We start from the raw sequence: 19165 nt of genomic DNA on the forward strand, positions 1-19165 counted from the left end.
TGAACTGGAGACATTGTAGCCAGCCACTGGATGTGGCGCTGCACATGCGAAGGCATTACGGTCTCGGCAAGCGGCCCATTCACAGATCGGGATGATCAATCCGCTCCCACTCTTTGCCGTCGAACCTGAAAATATCTTTTGACGCGACAACCCATAGCACGTCTCCGACCGCTTGCGCGAAGAAAGGTCCACCATCAATGGAATTTGGATCATCTCGGCTGCGGAGGCGAGGTAGAGGCGGATCGAACTTTCCAAAGTCACCCGTTTTGGGATCATACTCGTATAGCCCCCCGGGGCGCACACTAGCGGGCATAACCAGTTTGCCGCGATAAGGCGTTATCATATGAAACAAATTGAGCTGAGTATTTAGACTGACGGGAGAAAACCCCCTTGCGTAGCTGCCGTGCAGAAGAACTCCCTCGCGCCCACATACCCATACACTGTCGGGGTTCTCGATATAGATACCAGTTAGTGCTGCCTCAGGTAGATAGACGTTAATTTCGTGAATTTTTGAACCGTCCCAGTAGCACAAGACAGGTTTTATCCCTTCTTCTCCGCACAGATATATTTCGTTTTTACTGAGCCCTTTAATGTCGTTAAAAAACAAGTTTCTTGGTTCTTCCTCTTGTATTTTCACGAGCCATTCCAAGAAACTGGGGTCTTCAGTGTTTGGGGCGTTTTCCATCAGTTTAACATGAGCATCAGGATCGAATATTACCGTATCAGTCAGCAATTCCCAACTATCGTAATTACGGCGAACATATATTTGGCCGCCACTTCCGCAGACGTATAAACGGTCTTCGATCTGGGTAAGCTTAAAAACTTTCCCGTAAAATTTGGATTCTGGATAAGCTGTGCCAGCACCTTTGATGCGTTCGACTCTATGGCTTGGTTTCGCAATATGATAAACATCACCTTCCGCTCCTAGAAGCGAGAAATGTGACGAAGGGGGAGATATCTGAGCGTCATTTATATAGGCGATGCTCTGCACGCTCAGATCAAAATCGTCAAAATACCATCGGCGATCCGACTCGTTTCTGTGTTCGTATTGGAATACCCTCGCTGCAGCTTCATAAATAGCTTCATCGTTATGTTCTTCATCCAAGACCGCAGAAACCATCAAAGTGTCAGGGGACGACGCTGCAGCACGAGTGAATGCGATCACGAGATAACTCCTTTAGGGAAGCGAGCGAATAGCGCCACTTTTAAGCGCCTTAATTGTTTCGTTTGGTAACGGGGGAAGTCGTTTTGCTCTTAGAAGCTGATTTGGATTTTTCCCCGCAAATTGCTTATTCACGGATTCTACAATTTCCTTAGCACAATCCGGCCGAACTTTTATCATTGCGGCTATGGAAATTGCTTTAACCTGGTTAAGTGTTGCAGTGTATTTCGGAGTAGACCGCTCGCCTATCATTTGTATGGTGTTGTCTGCAGCATGTCCTTGATTATGCTCGGTGCCCTCCTCGGAGGCATTCCCCAAAACACAAATGCTCATGCCGTCATCCAAACTCGGCATGTTTGGTATTCTCGCATCTGATGCTCGTCGCCGGTCGTATCGCAAAGTCCAATCCGGCACAATATGATGTGCCTGCATGCTATATTGACCGCAGATGTTTTTCATCTTGGCGTATCGATCAACCTGACATTTTTTGCGGTATTCATCCCGCTCTGTAATCCGAACAGTTTCGGACTGGGGGAGTGGAACGGCTTGAGGTTTTGGCACTGTCTGCCTTCTACGGCGGAGTTCCGCGATTGTGTCGTCGCGGGCCGAGGAGCCGCTGTCCCAAAAGGGCAAATCGTTGATCTGCTTTTGCGCGTCCGAAATTTTCTGACGCTCAAATTCATCCTGTGGAACGAAGTCCGAAAAATTGGACTTATTTGTAGGAAAGAGTAAACCAGCGGCAAAGATACCTATGCTACCCAGCACGGTCCCTGCGCTGAGAGCTGTTCCAGTTTCAGCTACACCCGCTGCGGTAGCCGTCGTCGTTGCGCCACTGGTTGCGGTGGTGGCGACGCCGCGTCCGACAGCTTCAAGAGCTTTCGCTGTCCCCGCAGTCATCAAGCCGAGAACGGTCCCACTGGGCCCACCAGCATCAGTCGCCGTCTTCTTTGGATCAGACGCATCGGCCACTTCAACAGCTCGTAGTGAGCCGGGAACAGGATCATTGTTAATGGGCGGGGCATAGGTCGAGGTGTCGCGCGCAAACAGCGCTTCACCATCGGTGTTGCCCTTGTTCATCTTGAACCGGTCGAGATGACGAATGACGTAAGAACCTTCCGCTCGAACCTGGTCTGCGTGCCAAACCGGCTCGCAGACGTCGCCGACCGTTCCAGATTTCACACCTTTTTTGACGCCGGGTTTATCGCCATGCACATGGGTCGTGCGGGACCGCATGACCATGGCCTTCTTGCCCGTGAAGCGAACTGATGGTGTGTAGCCCTCATCGTGCCCGCAGAAATCAACGATAGGATACGGCACGGCAACGACGGACGACCCGCAAGGCGTCCAACAGACGTCAGGGGACAGCGAGACGATTTTCGCTTCGTCGAGATCGCGGAGGCCTTCACGCGGTTTCTTCGTCGTCCAGGTGTCGGGATAGCCGGGCTCGCCGAGATATGTATCGCGGGGTATGCTCATGCGTCCTCCCTGGCTTGGCTGGCGGGTGGAGCAACGGACGCTTCAGAAGTGGCCTTTACGCGAACACGAGTCAGCGTCAGCGATGTTTCGCCAGCGTCTGGAAGGGGGAACCGGACCCGCCAGGTCAGCATCACGATATTCTCCGACCGCCAGTCGAAATGGACGCCATCCAGCTTGAGAACATGCCACTCATCCCGGTCTTCGCGCTGGCAGTGAACACCGCATGTCAGGCCTGGCAGGCGACCTCTTGCTTGGCCAAAACGCGGATGAAGGTGTTCGAGCTGATAGGCTTCTTCCCCGGCAAGGTGCGGTATTGCGATCAGGTCAGGATGAGCGCACTGCCAAAATCGGGGATCGAAATCGCGCGGAAGAAGCGGGTGGCGCTCGTTCACCCAAGTGTCGTCATAGGTGCCAGCATATTGCTGTCGTGATCGCCACCAGGGAGAGACAAATCCGAACCCTTGCGGCTCGTATCGCTCGCGCCAGTCCAGGCTTTGGCCGACTTCAGTGATCTGGGGCGCTGGAACAGGTCCAACATCGTGGGCCATATCCAAGTTGACAATACCGCAACCGAGCGGATTGCGGCGCTCGACGTCCACAGGAGTGTCCGTTTCTGGATCGCCCGTCCCCGGTATGGGGCCGCCAAATGCTTTCAACCAACACAGTGGCACCATGTCCGTGGGCTGGGCCTGTGTCAGTTCCCAGTCTTTGATAACCCGCCTGGGTTCCTTTGCGGAAAAACCCGCCCACTTCTCCCGAATTTTGGGCTGCCAGTAGCGCTCACCATGCACCTCAACGGTCTTGGACACGGAGCCGACGCGAAGGCTCGGTCGCCATGATATGGCAGGCTTGCCATCAGGAGCATGGGCATTTCCAAGAAAGGTGACATCGGTACCAGGCTTATCAGGCGTCAGATCGGATTGCCGCAACATGACGCTGGCATGGGGGTCGCCTTCATAGGCGTCTTCCCACTGAAAGCTCTCCTGCTGAGGGGCAATGTCAAGCATGTCATCCTGGACATGCAGGAAGGTTCCACGCATCGAGACGATGCAATCCAGATTGCCCTCGGCATCGAACTGCCGGAACGCCATAGCCGGGAATGGAAGGCGGTTGATCAGTTCCACCTGCCTCTCCTCAGTTCAGATCAATTGGGGTGCCGCGCAGCTGGAAGTGGTCCGTTGCCACGAAATTGAACGTCTTGCCCAGGATGATCACTTCGCCGTTCGACTTCATGATGAACTTGGAGTCCCCACACTCGATAACGAATTCTTCGCCGACGGCGATCTTCTTGAACTTACCAACGCTTTCAAGCGAGGTCTGTCCGACATTGGTGACCTTGCTGACGCCAATCTGCTCGGCTCGCGCCACGCCAATCGTATCGGATTTGAATGCGCCGACAATGGTGTTCATGATCCCGGGCATCGGAAAGAGACCAGCAGCGTCATCACCAACACCTGTGCCCGATCCTGCAAGAGCGGTACCAGCATCGGTACGGGGATTTGAGCCATCCACCACACCTTCGCGGGCCATCAAGCCACCCGCGCCAAGGAAGCCCAGTGCCGAGGAGGCCAATGTGGTGGCAAAGCTAGCGAAGCCCGGACCGCCACCGCCCGCAATCTGGCCAGCTTGGGCAAGAAGGCCTGCCGTGTGACCGGAAATGCCTTGAACAGCGCCCATGAGAGCGATGGCCATCGGCCCTGTGCCGCCAACGACGGTGTTTACCGAGCCGCCGATTTCATGCTTCTGGTTGCCAGCGACTTCCACGGCGCGGTTGCCACCGATGGAGGCCACTTCATGGCGGTCGATGCGCTTGGTGCGGTCATTGCGCACTCGGGTCGTCTGATCCTTCTGGGCATGGAAGAACATGTTCTCCTTGCCGTTCTCGTCCTCGAAGGTCATCTCGTTGAAGCCGCTGCCCTTGTGAGTGTTGGAGCGCAGCACCATCCGGGTCTTGTTGGCGGGAAGATCGTAAGGCACCGGGTTCTTCGGATTGGGCACGACGCCAATGACCAACGGCCGGTCTGGATCGCCATCGACGAAGGAAACCATAACTTCCATGCCAATGCGTGGAATGACCTGTGCGCCCCAGGTGCCACCGCCCCAGGCTTGATTGACACGTACCCAGCAGGTATCGCTGCCATCCTTCTTTGCACGTCGATCCCATGGATACCAGACTTTGATACGACCATACTGGTCGGTGTGGATTTCCTCACCCTCCGGACCGGCAACAATGGCAACTTGTGTTCCTTCGATGCGCGGGCGTTTGGTCAACCGGTGCGGTGTCATAGGCACGCGCGAAGGAATGGCTTCGAACTCGTTGCGGTATTCTGGCTCGTTCTCCGTTGTCTCATAGGAGCGATCCACCACCCAATGGGTGATGCTGATAATCACATGCTCTTCGTATTGATGCTCTGGATGCGGTTCCTCATAGGGCGTGAACCGGCGACCAGCTTCAAGGAAACGGACATTTGACAGGCCCGTCACCCGCTCATGATCGGCCTCCACCGCCTGCATGCGGAAGGTCTCGGCCTGTTCGGCTTCCTTCACATCGCTGATACGGGCGGGATATTCGTAAAGCTCGCGCTGCTTGGCCCCCGGCATCTGGATCAGCGACGGCGTGACGTTCAGAGGCACTGTGCTCGGCGTCTCGAAATTCCAGTCGGCACCAGCTCTCTGACCGGGCACATATGCGAATTCTCGCATCCATTCGTTGATATGGTTGCGATCCGACGAGCCTTGCGCTAATCTCACCTTGTTGACCCCCTCCGCCGAAGCAGAAGGCTGGCTCCAAGCGACTTTATGATCGCTTACTTTAAGGCGGTGAACGCCTTTTTCATGTTCGAACCAGTAAAAAATCCCGTCCTCTTCGAAACGTCGAAGTAAATAATCAAGGTCCGTCTCATTCCATTGGACGCTATACTCGCGTGAAGGTGGCATTTTGTGGATGGGAGAAGACGCTGCTGCAGGAATACCATGTTCTGCAAATAAGGTTTCCATCACCTGGAGTGACGTCATGTTCTGCCAGATGCGACAATCTGAACGGCGTGACAGAAGCCACATCTGTGGGCGGAGGGTGATTGTATAAGCACGCAATCCGCGCGTGACCGGCGGTCCCTCTGAGAGATTGGTGACCAATCCGTTGAAAGGGCGACGCACACCTTCTTCATCGAACTCGCCCTGGCGGATTTCCAGGGACACATCGACCAGTTTGCCAATCAACTCATCGGGCTTCACAGCCTCACGCTTGGCGCGGACACTGACCTTTATTTCAAAAAGGCGATTGACGCCTTCCTCGACTGTCATCCGCTCCGGCAGGAGTTGGTCCTCACCCAGTGGTGAAGACACATGCAAAACGCGGCTGGCCTGAATGAAATCTGCAGATGACAGAACGTCGTCCATAGAGTGCCTCTCCACTTATCACGTCATCAAATCTCATCAATTGCTGCGTTGAACCTGATAGGATAACGCGGGCAAGTATCTCATTTACGTCATATAAGGTCGATAATAGACTTCTATCCCAGAAGGTCAAGGTTGCAAGTCGTCGTAGAGAAGGCTTGATCGGTTGACTTGATGCTCTGAGGGGATCGGCCGAGACAGGTGGCACGGTTGCAAGAAAACCATTTCTGCACTCTCGATAACGAGCTACGGTAATTTCCTAAATTGGAGAGGGCATGGCCATGGTAAGTGGATGGGACAAATCACCAGGACCTGACAACGACTACACTGGTCCAGCGCCGACCAAACGAGACATTTTGCGGACTGTGATCCTAATTGGACTAATTGTTGTCGGTTTCACCGCCATAATCATGCTGTCACGTCAGAGTTAGTTCACAGCTGGAAATCGGACGCCCGGCGAGGCTGCGATAGCAGTAACTCGTCTTTTACGTGTGGTGGCATATGGTTGCTGATCGAAACTTGCGGCGATCAGAATGTTAAAGAAACTATCGGCACTCCTATTCCAGACATTGATGGTGGCATTCGCCGCCAGTTGTATTTTATCTTCTTCCGCGTTCGCAACCAACACGCCTTGCAGCGGCAAGAAGGGCGGCGTTGATCATTGCCAAGGATCAACATTCATATGTCGCGACGGGTCGGTGAGCGGCAGCAAAAAGTCCTGCCAGGCAGCAATGGGCGGGCTGGGCATCTTGGGGCCGGGAGCTGAAGAAATGGAACCCACCAGCTCCACCAGCTGTTCGTGTCGAACTGGATCATATTGCACCGGCCCTCGTGGCGGACATTACTGCATTACTGATGACGGATCGAAGAGCTATTTGCGGCACTGACAACGGCTGATAAACGTTGCCCAAGATGTCGTTAGAACGAGCCTGATCGAGATTCCGATTTACTCGGCTTGGTACAGTCACATGCGTTCGGGTTCAAAGCTCGATCACGAAGCCATGGCGATACCCGTTTTTGCCGCGTTCATGGCGATAACCGAGCGGGTTGCAGATCACCCGCGTGTGCCCTTCGACGTAATCTTGGAACTGATGGATGTGACCATGAATCCAGATATCAGGTCGTCCGTTTTGGATGGCATCAGTGAGATCACTGGCGAAAGCAGCGTTGGTGGCATCACCCTGATACTGTTTCAGCAATGATCGTGGAGACGGCGCATGATGCGTTAGGATGACGGTCTTGCCGGTCCAAGACTTTGTCATTTCGCCGAAGATAAATGCCTTGCTCTCTATATGCCTGGCGATGATCTCCCGGCTTGTGATGAGCTGTGGCATTCCCTCACGAATCGGAGGTGAGCCGTAGATTTCGCGGAAATCGAGCATGCTTCTGCGGCAAAAGTACACGGCGGCTTCAGCACGATCAGGAAGTGGCAACTCATCGTTGATGCCCCACGGAATCTGATAGTCGGTCCAGAGTGTCGCTCCGATGATCCTGACATGATCGATTTCGAGCGTTTCGTTTTCCAGAAGATGGATGTGGCTTTCGCCGATGGCCTTTCGCCCTTCCGACAGGGCACCGTCGATGGTGTTCCCATAATAGTCGTGGTTCCCAAGCACCACGACGACCGGCATTGTCGGAGCGATCCTCCGCTTCAGGAATTCGAGGCCGAACGCGAGGAACCCAGAAATATCGCCTGCGCAGACGCAGATGTCGGCTTGAGGGATGTCAATTTCGGCAGTCATATCGGCGTGCGTGACGTGCATGTCACTGATGATCCATGCTTTCATGGCTGTAACTTTCAAGGATGTGAGGGAAAAGGAGGCGCTGGATGCAGACGCATCGCTGGGCGCAAAAGAAGTGCGAGGCTTCAGGCCAAGGTCGCTATGCGAACGGGGGCGTCGAGCTTAGCGGCCATCTTTGCGACCTGGTCAGCAGAAATTTTCCCCTTCGCCTCCAGCTCGTCGGCAATAGCCTCCACGAGTTTCAAATGGCTGCGGATAATCTGCTTCGCCCGCTCAAATTCGGTCAGAAGTACGTCGTCAACCCAGGCGGCGACACCAGGGTCGTGAAGTCGAAGTGTTTCAAGGTCGTGGTCGCTCTTCGCCAGGCTATGACGAAGGCGATTACCCATGCCCATTCCGCTCTGTAACATCGAGGCGATACGAGTGGCTTGGGCGAGATCAGAGTTCGGGCCTGCGCCAGCTCCATCACTCACCGCCCCAAGCAGCACCTCCTCCGCAGCAATCCCCGCAAGCAATACTGCAATTCGATCCCTGTAGGTTTGGACGGTGCGGTATCCGACTTTGGGCACCTCGAAGTATGCCCCACCACCGGGTACGGTCTCACTGTCGTTGCGCGTATGATCGATGATCATCGCACCGTAGAACTTGCCATGATCAAGGGCGATGACTGCGACGGTATGGCCCGCCTCATGAACCGCTAGCGCCCGCCGCAATTCGCCTGTGATCGCCACCATTTCTGGCAACGATTTCACGATGTCAGCCATGGTCACATCACGTTTGGCCCGCCGAGCAATGCGCTTGGCGTCTCGGACGACCTTGGCGAGATCAGCCCCAGAAAACCCATTGGTGGCTGCCATCAGCCTTGGATGATGTTTTCTCGGCAGAGGTTGACCGAGTTGTTGCTGAAGGATGGCGATCCTGTCTGTCGCAGTAGGCAGGGGAATAGCAACATGTCTATTCAGTCGCCCGGGTCGCAAAATGGCAGGGTCGATACGATCCAGAGCATTGGTTGCTCCGATTACGACCACGCCTTCACGCCCGTCGAGCCCGTCCAGGTGTTCGAGAAACCCGTTCACCACTTGCGTACTGTAGTCTCTATTGTCTGCTGAGAAGGAGTTTCGGTCGCCGAAGCTATCCAACTCATCACAAAATAGAATGCAGGGTGCCGTCTTCTTCGCGTTTTCGAAGTCGCCTTTCATAGCCTTGAGAAGGTCACCAAGATGTCCCATTGACGATGAACCTCACGTCGGGTCTTGCCCGTTGTGAGAAACTCCAATGTAGTCTCCATGGAGAAACTCCCGTTCTTCATCCATGGAACGTCGATCACAGATCAGGTGACGGTGCACAATGTGGGGGCAGAACACCGGTTACAGAGGAGCACATCACCATCCACCTTCAATGCAGTCCTGACGTCCTTACTTGGCTGCGGCTTCAGCCGTCCCAGCATCGCACCGGTCGTCGGGTCTGAGAGGCACATACCGACGATTGCGCTCTGGATTGCCTTCAAAATTGGATCGTTCATTTGCGTCTGTTCCTGTCTGACCCGCAGTAGAAGTGGGTACCAAGATCGAGTGAAAAATATACAACCTCAACCCATCCTCGAATATCTACAACGGACATTGCATATCGGGCCATTTATCTATCTGTGGATCAATCGTCGAGTTCGTGAGGACAACCTCTTCTTATGCTTGCGTTATTAACACATTCCGGCAACTTTAGCGCTTAGAGCGAGGGGCAGGTATGTGGGCAGACGTCGAAACCGGTCGGGATTTCCTGAACTTCAATGTTATGGCGAGCCTTGTCTCGCAGATGATACTGGACGCCAAGGGTGAGGCGCTGAGCATCGGTATTTCTGGCGGCTGGGGCGTCGGTAAATCCTCTATGGTGAAGTTGGTCGAGGCTGACCTTAGGGTTCGACTCGACCAAGAGAAGAAGGAAAACGGCCAAATGGCGCAATCGCTTTTGTTCGTAAACTTCAACGCATGGCTTTATCAGGGGCAAGATGACGCGAAAGCCGCACTGATGGAGGAGATCGCCCAGGCTTTGACCGAGCATGCCAAGCAGCAGGAGACGAGCGTCGAAAAGGGAGTTAAGCTCCTCAGGCGTATAGACTTCTTCAGAGGCCTTCGGGTGATCGGCGAACTCGCAGTCACCGCTTACACTGGCGTACCTATTGGCGCACTCGCTCGCGCGGGAAAAGGAATTGTAGATAGCTTCACCGACGGGGACATCTCCAGTGAAGACTATGACGCTGCCACATCCGAGGTTGAAAAACACACCGACGCAGCAAGGGGGCTGTTGAAACCTAATTCAAGCCGCCAGCCAACCCCTCCTCAAATGATCCATGCGATCAGGAAAGAGTTCGAAGAGCTTTTGGCCGATTTGAATGTCACGTTGGTCGTGTTCGTAGATGATCTGGACCGGTGTCTTCCGCCAACGGTTATTGGCACCCTCGAAGCGATGCGCCTTTTCCTTTTCATGAAGCGAACAGCGTTCATTATAGCGGCCGACGACAAGATGATCAAAGAAGCCGTTCGCGTGCAATTTCAGGGCACTCGGGTCGACGATGATATTGTGGTCAGCTACTTCGACAAGCTTATCCAGATTCCACTTCGCGTGCCGCCACTCGGCACGAATGAGGTAAAGGCATACCTTATGATGCTCTTTGTCGAAAAGAGTACGATCAGTGCGGACGACGAAGAGGATAGAAAGGCGAAAGAAGGCGTTCGCATCGCAGTGAACAAGCGCCTCGCCGCCAGTTGGAGGGGTGAGGCAGTCGATGCCGAATTCGTACAGGGCTTGATGAAGAATTGCCCCGATTCTCTAAAGGCAGAGCTTGAACTGGCAGATCGCCTTGCCCGCCAGATGATCATTTCTCCGAAGGTGAACGGCAACCCACGTCTTATAAAGCGCTTCATGAATACACTGTCCATCCGCCGGAGCCTGGCGAAGGTGCAGGAAATAGCCGTTAATGATGCCGTGTTTACGAAGTTGATGCTGTTTGAACGGTTTGCTTCAGCTACTTCATTCAACTCGTTGACTGAACTGATAAGCGCTGCCCCGGACGGGAAGTCATCAACTCTCCGTGACCTAGAGGTCGATATTCGAAAGGGAGAGATAGTTGACGACAGCCGCTGGCCATCCGGCTGGAAAGAGGACGCGAAATTAATCGAGGACTGGTTGAAGCTTCCACCGGATTTGGGCGGGCTCGATCTTCGAGGTGCGCTGCACGTTGGTCGGGAGAGCGCTCCGATCATTGCGGCTGAAAATAAGCTTACCAAAAACGCAGCAGCACTTCTGGCCCAACTGCTCGCATTGAAGACTACTCCAACCGCAGCGATCAAAGGACAAATCGTCGGGGTATCTCCTGACGAACGAGGGCTGATAATGACGAGCTTGCTTGACAAGGCAAACGCGGAGACAGAATGGGGAACCCCTTCCATTCTGTATGGGCTGGCACTTGTCGCTGAAGCAGATCACGTCCAAGCTGACCGACTGACCGTATTCTTCGGGAGTGTTCCGTCTTCGGCGATCAAGGCGGGTTTGATACCACGTTTAGAAATTTCTGAATGGGGAAAAAGAGTGCTTGTAGCACTCGGGAAACGCACCGATTTGTCGTCACCGGTTTCGAAGGCAGTCAACGGTGCGCTTAAGGCGGGCAAATAATGGGCACTTCGAAGACAAGTAGCGGTCCTGGAAAAAATGTCCCTCTGGTGCCGAACTGGGTGGAACCAGATGCGCCAACGCCACAAGCACCGTCCATACCTTTGACGCAGCCTGGAGGGGGTGGAGTTCCATCCCCTTCACCAAAGCCCCCAGAAAGTCGACCTGACGGACCACCTTCCACAAAAAAACCTGATGAGACATCACCCGTTCAAGATCAGGGAAATCCAACCCCTTCTGACTTAGCTCCGGCTCGGAGATTTACATCAGCCCGTCGAGCAATCGGCAACTTCGCAAAGACAGGCGATAACGGCAGTCTCAGGAATGCACTCGGAAATTATGTGAAGAAGGGATACGGCGGGTCGGCAACGGCTACCCGTCGAATGAGTAAGTCTTCGTCAGCCGCTGTTGGGGTTTTCGATATCTTGTCGCGAGGCGATGGCACCGCCACCGCTGAAGGTGAGAAACCAGCACTCGATGTTTCGACCTTGGCGGGGCTTTCGCATAGCGAGGTTGCCGAACGGATTGCGGAGGCAGTCAATCCTGGCGACGTGTCTCTCGACGATGCTGGCGTTCGTGAAGCGATTGCCGAGGCCGTCAGTTCGGTTCTAAACGAAAACGAAAATGCTGATGTCACCAATCTACCGCCTGAGCTGGCCGAGGAGTGCTTCGTTAGGACCTTGTCCTATTCCGCCTTCAACATTCTGGTCGCCGATATTGGTGCGTCCGTCCAGCGAGCAGCCCACGGTAACGCTGTTATGGCAAATGACCGACTGAAGGAAATCAGCGATTTCGTTCGGGAAGCGTACCGGACTCAATACGAGAAAGTGAAGGCAATCGGCTCAAAAATCAGTCGCAGCGCATCAGCGAAAATCGCCCGCGACGTCACTACCCAGGTTATGGATATTTTCGAAAGCTATCTTGAATGAAGATTGCAGCGCTCCGACCCGATCAGCCATCTCCCTCCGGCATTGATCATCGCATCAGCATATTCGAAGGTGATCTTGGTGCTCTGAGCCGGACATCTGGTCACGCAGGATTGTCGGTTGCCAGCGAACTCTTCAAATGGGCAGGGCGGTCGCCATCGACAATGGCATGGGATTTTACTGCGTTGGCACTGGGTGTGGTCGGAGCTGATCGACTCGTTAATCGAGCGACGATTAGTCCGGATGGCTGGACCCGTGAGATCGATCTGACCGTCGGGGTCAGCGACCCTCATCGATGGCAAGCCCTGTCTGAAAAGATTTCGGCGATGCTCTCGTTCCTGACGGGCGACTTCTGGAATCTAGCCTTTGTTGAAGGCGGATATCATCCAGCTCCTCCCAAGAAGATCGCTGGTTCACGACCGGAAACCTGCGTGGCTCTTCTGTCAGGCGGACTGGACAGCCTTATGGGGGCCATCGATATGGAAACTAAAGGTGTCGATCTTCCAGTCTACGTATCGAATAGAGTTCGCGGTGACGTCGCCAAGCAGGAGAAATTTGCCGCCCGAACGGGCGCTGGACAGCGACTCCTCTCACTCAACGCCGACCCGAGGACTTCAGGCGTCTCCGCAGAAATCTCTCAGCGGCCCCGTTCCATTGTGTTCATCGCGTTCGGTGTTCTCGCTGCTACTCTTCTGGATAAATACGTCGCTGGTGAAACTGTCGACCTTCATACGCCAGAGAACGGGTTTATCAGTTTGAATGTGCCTCTCACGACGATGAGAAGAGGCAGCCTCAGTACGAGAACGACGCACCCTAAGTTCATCGAGATGCTCCAAAGCTTGCTCAACGAGCTTGGAATAAATGTCCGGCTATCTAACCTGTATCAGCTCAAGACTAAGGGCACGATGATGGCCGAGTGCCATAGCCAAGAGCTTCTGACCGAGCTGGCCCCGATGTCGATGAGTTGCGGTCGTGCCGGGCGCAGTTATATACCGAGAATTTGCAGGCTGCAGCACGCTTTCAAGGAGTTGCAATCTTGGACTAATAGATTGGCAGAGCCGTTTTAGGGACAACGTTTGGGCGTGTCTCCGCAGCATCAAGTGAGAATTTATCGCTTAAAAATTGCAAGAAGTGCACGTAGCACGGCCTCACAGCGCTTAGAAGCTCTACGTTAACCATATTCCCAACGCGCATTTCTCCCCCGCTAGACTCCCGGTACCAACTCTGACTATCTTCCGCCCCAGTTTCAAACACGGAGCCCCACGATGATACGCATCGTCATTCTAGGAAAGACCTTCCTCAGCTCCATCTGAAGTAAGGACACTGTGTCCTCTACCTCCGGATGGGCTGCCACCCATGTGCGCCCAGGAGGTATCTATGCGCCCATCAAAAAATGTGCTGCACCACGTGTTGGTGCGTCGCGCCATTCTGACCGAATTGCGCTCCGGTGCTGGAGCCGACATTCGCTCTCGATTTGAGGTGTTCCAGGACACCGGATCGAACGCGGACAAGGATGCAATGGTCGGGATGCGTACGTCGCGATGGTAAGCAATCCCCATTCCCCCACTCTGATTGACGGCGAACCGATGCTGTGGGTCGAACCGCTGCGCCACGAGGGTGTGCGTAACGTCACTCCCAAGCATCTGTTGAACACGAACGGTTCGTCCGTGTTCAACAATCGCGAGGTGCAGCACGAAAGCGGCACTGAGAAGAAGGTGGCCTCGTTCCTGAAGGCTCAGCCCGGTGTCGCCGAAGTGCGCTCGCAGTTCATGACAGTTGAGTATTATGACCAGGATGGTGTGCTTCACAAACACACCATCGACTACTGCGTCCGTGATACACGCGGCCGTTGGGAGGCCGTTGCGGTCAAACAGGAGAAGAAGAGGGCGGAAGTCGAGGCCGTCTTTAAGGGTATGCTGCCCGAGTATCGTGATCGTTTTCATAAACTGACGATCATGACCGAGCAGGATGTTCCTTGGTGGGTCGTGCGCAACGCCGATAGCATCTTGTTTTATCGAGAATTGCACGACGACCATCACGTTCAGACTCTGCTGGATGAGCTTCAGCAACGAGGAAAGACCAAGGTGTGCTTCTACCAGTTGTACACGCCTGGCATGGACCGTCCGTCTTGCACCACTGCTATATGGCGGCTCATCGATCTCGGGCACCTTAAACCCGAGCCGGGCCTCATCAATGAGCTGACCTGGTTCACGGTCGAAATCTAACCACCCCTTAGCCAAAAAACCATTCCGCTCCAGCCACTTCGAGCCACTTTCGGAGCACGGCGAAGCTATGTCCAAGGAGGACACTATGACCGACAACGTTGACACCAGCGGCAAGCCTGAACTGCGTCCCGTTCCGGAAAGCACACCGTCGATCCCTCTTATGACGTCGAACGACCGTTTCGTATATGAGGGCACGCCCCTCATTGCGATCTCCTACCGTGCCACGGATACCTTGTTCTTTCACGAGAACGATCCCATGGCGCACAAGCGCATCAAGCACACCGAAATCGAACTCGCCATCGATGAGGGTCGAGCGCAGTTCTACCCCGGCTTTCACACCGAGGTGGGCTCAAAAGCCTATGAGCGTTTCGGAAACAAGAACGTCAACGAGTTCAAGCCCGACGCTGTAGCTGTCGCACGCTACCACGAATTCCTCGTCTTGAAACACCGTGCCTGGTGTGTAGAGGTCGGGCAGTATGTGCCCCGCAGTCTGAAACCAGCAGCGGAAATGCCTGGCGGGCGTTCCATGGAAGAGCTGTTGCTGAATTGGACAGTCGAGTATCAGCTGCTTCAGAAGGAAGAAAACGAAGAGACCGGGAAAGTACGAAAGAAACGTGCCGGTAAGAAGACCAACGGATTTGAAGTGCCAACAGTTCGCAGCTTCAACTCTTACGTTAGCAAATATGAAAGCTGTGGCGACGATGTGCGTGCGCTCATTCCCCAGCAAAAGGGGCCGAAGCGCCGTCACCTGCAGGTCGAATGCGCCGAGAGCTATGCGATCTGGCGGCAGGCCGCTGCCGAATATGCTTCGAAACGCAAAGGACCGATGTCGAAGGCACGGAAGATCGCGAACGCTCGCATCCACGAAGCCAACAAGGCACGGACTGAAGACCAGTCCAAACTGATCTTTGTCCAGCGTAAGCGTTTTGAAAATATGATTAAGCAGCTGAGGGCCTTCGACGTTCTCGCCGCTCATGAAGGCGAGCCTTACGCACACGCAGTCTACAAGCCGAAGTTGGGTTCCTACGAGGTCGTACGTCCCGGCGAACGGGTCGAATTTGACGACTGGAACGTCGACTGCATTACCCTCACGAAGGAAACCGGTTTCTGGTTGCTCCTTCCCGAGAAATTCCAGACTATCCTTGAAAAGGCTGCCGCAGAAAAAACGCAACGCCTGTGGTTTGTCGGTGCGATTGATGCTGCGACGGGTATGCCTTTGGCGCTAAAGGCGACCCGAAAGCCTTGTGCCTCCGCCGTAGTCGAGGCCCTTGAAATGGTGATGTCGGACAAGACGCACATTTCGAACTTGGCGGGCGCAAAGACGCCTTGGACCGCTAAAGTGCGGCCGGAGAACGTATTCACTGACAACGGGACACCCTACATCGCGGACATCACGCGTGATGCATTTCTGATGAGCAGCATCTCCTTGACTCGTCCCCCCGCCGGTCAAGCATGGAAACGGCCATTTATTGAGTCGTTGTTCAAGACATTTGCAAAGGACCTGATGTCCTATTTCGATGGCCGCACTTTTTCCAACGTTGTCGAACGTCGCGATTACGATTCCGTCGCCAATGCAACCCTCATCGTCGACGAATTCATGGTGATCGTTTATCGCTGGCTTTGCGATGTGTTCATGAACACTCCCAGTGCCCGCTTGAACGGATTGACGCCCTATGAGGCGTGGGAATTGAAGAAACGCACCTATCCGATGCGCCCTGTTCCTGGTCGACACGAAAAACGTCACATCTTCGGAGTGAAGAAGGACAAGACCATCCGCAGCGAAGGCATCGTCCTTCACGGCATTCCATACAACTCCGATGAACTCCAATCGTACCGCCGCAAGCACGGTTCGAAGAAGCTCTTCCCCGTCCGTTTCCACCCTCGCGACCTGGAATCGATTTCCGTCCACACCGAGGACGGATGGTTGACGGTCGGAAATTGCATTGGAGTACCTCCGTATATTGGCCTTGAAGAATGGTACTTGGCGAAAAAGGAACTTGAACGTTTGAACGAAGAACGATCAGCGCGCTCCGCGCCCACAATGTATGACGGCATCAACTGGGTACACAGCGTCGTAGATGCTGCTGCTCTGCGTAGCGGTATCTCCCCACATATGCGCAGTGCCGAAGACATGTCTCGCGCCACTGAGAAGCTCTTCGAAGGCCGCACCATCACGAAGGCAGAAGCTGGTGAGCTGGCACTTCTGGCAACGCCTGCTCCTCAGGCAACACCTTTGCTTCAGGGGCGTCTTGAAGAGCTTCCTGCTGAAATCCTGGCCACGAAGGCCCCGAAAAAGAACAAGAACGAGCTTGAGACTACACCGTCAGCCGAACCCACAGTCGACGATCTCGCGGCTGAATTTGACGAAGACGATGAAGATTCTCAGTTCGGAGACTATGAATGATGGATAATCGTAGCGAGATGTCCATCGAAGACCGCAAGCTCTACATCGAGCAACAATACATCTTACAGCCAAAGGACCGAGAGCTGGAGGGCCTCATGACGCGGTTCACGGAAAATGCGGAACGCGCGCTGAAAGGAGGTGGCTCCAAGATGCCAATTCTTTTCGTCATTGGGGAATCTAATACTGGAAAAAGTCATGCTCTCAAGCGCCTTTTTTCAACGATGGATGCGTTCCAGCCCCGTATCGATGTCAACGGCAAGGTGCGGAGGCGCTTATTGAGTATGGATTGCGAGAGCGATTGCTCACCGAAAGCATTGGCTGAAGCCATCCTCGACAAGTGGAATATTACGGTTGGAGGTAGACCGAACGCCCCCACACTGTGGAGAATGGTGAAACGGCAATTGCGTGATCAAGAGATTCTCTACCTTCACCTCGATGAGATGCAACATGTAACTGTCGGTGATACCGACCTCGCGATTGGTAAGGTGCAGGATGCCGTTAAGAGTCTCACGCAAATTGATGGCTGGCCGCTGCACTTAATTGTTTCAGGGATGCCGGGCGTCGTAGACTTCCTGGAAAGCAAAGAGGTCAAGAACCGGTCTCAGGTGCAGTACCTTGATCTGATGGAGGTGCGGGCAAGAACGGTGACTGCGATGGAGAAGGTCGTGGCAATGATCGTTTGCGACCACGCTGGCCGCCGTTGTGGATGGTCCAACGAAGATGAGGTCCCTGGACGACTGATCGTCGCAGCAGGGGGAGAGTTTGCAACTTTGATTCTCCTTGTCCGCGAAGCTTGCTTCAGGGCTCTGGATCAGAAGAAAGAGGCGGTCACCATGGACGACTTGGCGATGGTTTACAAAGCCCGGAATGCCAATCTGAAGCGGGATAATCCATTCACGACGGATGATTGGAAATCGATAGTTCGAGCGAATTCTACCTCTCATATCGGTGTCGGTTCTGTTCGTGGGAGGCGTAAATGAGTGTTACCCGACGTCTCCCGACCTGCGTGCTGTTTCACAAGGACGAAACGCCAGAAAGTCTGATGGCACGAACCGCACGAGCCAACAGTTTCTATTCTCTCGCAGAATTCTGCGGGTTCACCGGTGTACCTCGCGCCGCAATCGCCACCATGAACGAAAAGCATCTGGATCAGCTCGTAGATTGGACCGGTGTCGGGTCTGCTGACTTGATGAGATTCGCTAGCCGTTCGGCATCGGTAGTTGAGTTTGGCTCTGATCGCGTCAGAAAAACGCAACTGCGGGGCAGCAGCAGTAGATACTGCCCTCATTGCTTTGCACATGATCTGGAACAAGGTACCGATCAGCCTAACACCCGCATCTATATGCGGGCAACGTGGCGCTTTAACATGATCTCGGACTGCCCAGACCACGGTGTACGCCTTGCTGAGCTTCCAGGGGATTTCGACCTGCTAGACCTCCGCGATTTCGTGGCAACAACCAAGCCTGAGCAAGAAGAGAGTAATCCCTCACTTCACAGCAAATACTTTGCTGACCGTTTGCTTGGACGGACAAACGGATCATATCTCGATAGCTTGCCACTCTACGTCGCTGCGGAACTTTGTTCGGTTTTGGGTGCGCTCAAGCAGAAAATGGTGGATAACAAAATTTCTGAGCATGTCCCGCTCGGAATGGCGAACCCTGAGTGCCTTGCTCCAGGTTACAGCATCGCGTGCGAGGGGCGGGAAGCAATTTGGAAGTTCTTGACCGCTTACGTCGTGAAAGTCATTGGTCGCGCGACTAAGTACCCCATGGTGTTCTCACTGCCCCTTCGGTGGTTGCGCGACGAAGCAGCGGACGGGGATTTTGGCCCCGTTAGGGCAATTTTTCAGGAACACGCTGAGTGCCATCTTCCCATGGCACCAGGTGAATCATTCCTGGAGCCCGTTTCGAAAAGACGTGTCCATACAACCTATACTGCTGCCAAAGAGTACGGGATTTCGGAAGGGCGGATCAAAGACATTTTGATCAATCAAGACGACGGAAAGAGCGTGATCGCCACGTTCAAGGGCCGGGGCGTCGTATTCCACCGAGATGAGGCGCATCCACTTTTGGAAGCCGCCTCGCAGCAGTTGACGACGAAACAAGCTGCAGAGCGTCTCGGGTGCGCGATGACTCAGATGGAAGCGCTACTCAATAGTGGAATGCTGCCCT

The 19165-nt window shown here is 54.2% G+C and carries 15 protein-coding genes; 9 read left to right on the forward strand and 6 right to left on the reverse strand.

The features are described from left to right. Positions 1–79: 79 nt before the first annotated feature. The 4 genes from ASB66_RS19515 to tssI are packed head-to-tail and all read right to left on the reverse strand — an operon-like array spanning position 80 to position 6037. Entirely contained in the window at positions 80–1165 is a 1086-nt protein-coding gene (locus ASB66_RS19515; RefSeq protein ID WP_147274061.1) for a hypothetical protein, read from the reverse strand. A 12-nt stretch (positions 1166–1177) separates the two neighbouring features. Beyond that, positions 1178–2638 (reverse strand): DUF4150 domain-containing protein, encoded by a 1461-nt coding sequence (locus ASB66_RS19520; protein ID WP_060718560.1) that lies wholly within the window; start codon positions 2636–2638, stop codon positions 1178–1180. Further along, positions 2635–3762 carry a DUF2169 family type VI secretion system accessory protein gene (locus ASB66_RS19525; RefSeq protein WP_060718559.1) on the reverse strand — a complete coding sequence of 376 codons (1128 nt, stop codon included), beginning with the start codon at positions 3760–3762 and terminating at the stop codon, positions 2635–2637. The genes ASB66_RS19520 and ASB66_RS19525 overlap by 4 nt, the downstream gene beginning before the upstream one ends. Positions 3763–3772: 10 nt before the next feature. Then, entirely contained in the window at positions 3773–6037 is a 2265-nt protein-coding gene (tssI, locus tag ASB66_RS19530; RefSeq protein ID WP_060718558.1) for a type VI secretion system tip protein TssI/VgrG, read from the reverse strand. A 502-nt stretch (positions 6038–6539) separates the two neighbouring features. Between tssI and ASB66_RS26290 the strand changes: the two genes are divergently transcribed. After that, a complete protein-coding gene (locus ASB66_RS26290; RefSeq protein WP_156544704.1) occupies positions 6540–6692 on the forward strand; it encodes a hypothetical protein in 153 nt (50 codons plus the stop codon). A gap of 322 nt (positions 6693–7014) precedes the next feature. Here the strand turns inward: ASB66_RS26290 and ASB66_RS19540 are convergent, their stop codons facing one another. Together ASB66_RS19540 and ASB66_RS19545 are read right to left on the reverse strand one after the other, a co-directional pair. Beyond that, on the reverse strand, positions 7015–7821 hold the full coding sequence (locus ASB66_RS19540; RefSeq protein WP_060718557.1) for a metallophosphoesterase: 807 nt from the start codon (positions 7819–7821) through the stop codon (positions 7015–7017). An 80-nt stretch (positions 7822–7901) separates the two neighbouring features. After that, the gene (locus ASB66_RS19545) at positions 7902–9005 is read right to left on the reverse strand and encodes an AAA family ATPase (protein ID WP_060718556.1); all 1104 of its coding nucleotides are present in this window, start codon (positions 9003–9005) and stop codon (positions 7902–7904) included. A 511-nt stretch (positions 9006–9516) separates the two neighbouring features. Here ASB66_RS19545 and ASB66_RS19555 point away from each other — a divergent pair. From ASB66_RS19555 to ASB66_RS19585, 8 genes are all read left to right on the forward strand, one after another. Then, positions 9517–11442 carry a KAP family NTPase gene (locus ASB66_RS19555; protein WP_060718554.1) on the forward strand — a complete coding sequence of 642 codons (1926 nt, stop codon included), beginning with the start codon at positions 9517–9519 and terminating at the stop codon, positions 11440–11442. 380 nt (positions 11443–11822) lie between these two features. Continuing rightward, on the forward strand, positions 11823–12368 hold the full coding sequence (locus ASB66_RS26775; protein WP_060718553.1) for a hypothetical protein: 546 nt from the start codon (positions 11823–11825) through the stop codon (positions 12366–12368). Further along, positions 12365–13432: a hypothetical protein gene (locus ASB66_RS19565; RefSeq protein ID WP_234613122.1), complete on the forward strand. Its 1068-nt coding sequence runs from the start codon at positions 12365–12367 to the stop codon at positions 13430–13432. Before ASB66_RS26775 ends, ASB66_RS19565 begins: the two co-directional genes overlap by 4 nt. A 310-nt stretch (positions 13433–13742) precedes the next feature. Beyond that, entirely contained in the window at positions 13743–13913 is a 171-nt protein-coding gene (locus ASB66_RS26295; protein WP_156544702.1) for a hypothetical protein, read from the forward strand. A 38-nt stretch (positions 13914–13951) separates the two neighbouring features. Then, complete coding sequence (locus ASB66_RS19570; protein ID WP_060718552.1) at positions 13952–14590, forward strand: PDDEXK family nuclease; 639 nt, start codon at positions 13952–13954, stop codon at positions 14588–14590. 85 nt (positions 14591–14675) lie between these two features. Continuing rightward, a complete protein-coding gene (locus ASB66_RS19575) occupies positions 14676–16994 on the forward strand; it encodes a Mu transposase C-terminal domain-containing protein (protein ID WP_060718551.1) in 2319 nt (772 codons plus the stop codon). Next, positions 16991–17974: an ATP-binding protein gene (locus ASB66_RS19580; RefSeq protein WP_060718550.1), complete on the forward strand. Its 984-nt coding sequence runs from the start codon at positions 16991–16993 to the stop codon at positions 17972–17974. Before ASB66_RS19575 ends, ASB66_RS19580 begins: the two co-directional genes overlap by 4 nt. Further along, the coding region (locus ASB66_RS19585) for a TniQ family protein (RefSeq protein WP_147274063.1) at positions 17971–19165 on the forward strand (1195 nt) is incomplete at its 3' end. The genes ASB66_RS19580 and ASB66_RS19585, both read left to right, overlap by 4 nt.

Source organism: Gillisella vitis, assembly GCF_001541345.2.
GTDB classification, from domain to species: Bacteria; Pseudomonadota; Alphaproteobacteria; order Rhizobiales; family Rhizobiaceae; genus Allorhizobium; species Allorhizobium vitis.

Coding starts and splice junctions, on each gene's coding strand:
- ASB66_RS19520 (WP_060718560.1), bottom strand. CDS start 2,638: ATGAGCATACCCCGCGATACATATCTCGGCGAGCCCGGCTATCCCGAC.
- tssI (WP_060718558.1), bottom strand. CDS start 6,037: ATGGACGACGTTCTGTCATCTGCAGATTTCATTCAGGCCAGCCGCGTT.
- ASB66_RS19540 (WP_060718557.1), bottom strand. CDS start 7,821: ATGAAAGCATGGATCATCAGTGACATGCACGTCACGCACGCCGATATG.
- ASB66_RS19545 (WP_060718556.1), bottom strand. CDS start 9,005: ATGGGACATCTTGGTGACCTTCTCAAGGCTATGAAAGGCGACTTCGAA.
- ASB66_RS19555 (WP_060718554.1), top strand. CDS start 9,517: ATGTGGGCAGACGTCGAAACCGGTCGGGATTTCCTGAACTTCAATGTT.
- ASB66_RS26775 (WP_060718553.1), top strand. CDS start 11,823: ATGAGTAAGTCTTCGTCAGCCGCTGTTGGGGTTTTCGATATCTTGTCG.
- ASB66_RS19565 (WP_234613122.1), top strand. CDS start 12,365: ATGAAGATTGCAGCGCTCCGACCCGATCAGCCATCTCCCTCCGGCATT.
- ASB66_RS26295 (WP_156544702.1), top strand. CDS start 13,743: ATGCGCCCATCAAAAAATGTGCTGCACCACGTGTTGGTGCGTCGCGCC.
- ASB66_RS19570 (WP_060718552.1), top strand. CDS start 13,952: ATGCTGTGGGTCGAACCGCTGCGCCACGAGGGTGTGCGTAACGTCACT.
- ASB66_RS19575 (WP_060718551.1), top strand. CDS start 14,676: ATGACCGACAACGTTGACACCAGCGGCAAGCCTGAACTGCGTCCCGTT.
- ASB66_RS19580 (WP_060718550.1), top strand. CDS start 16,991: ATGATGGATAATCGTAGCGAGATGTCCATCGAAGACCGCAAGCTCTAC.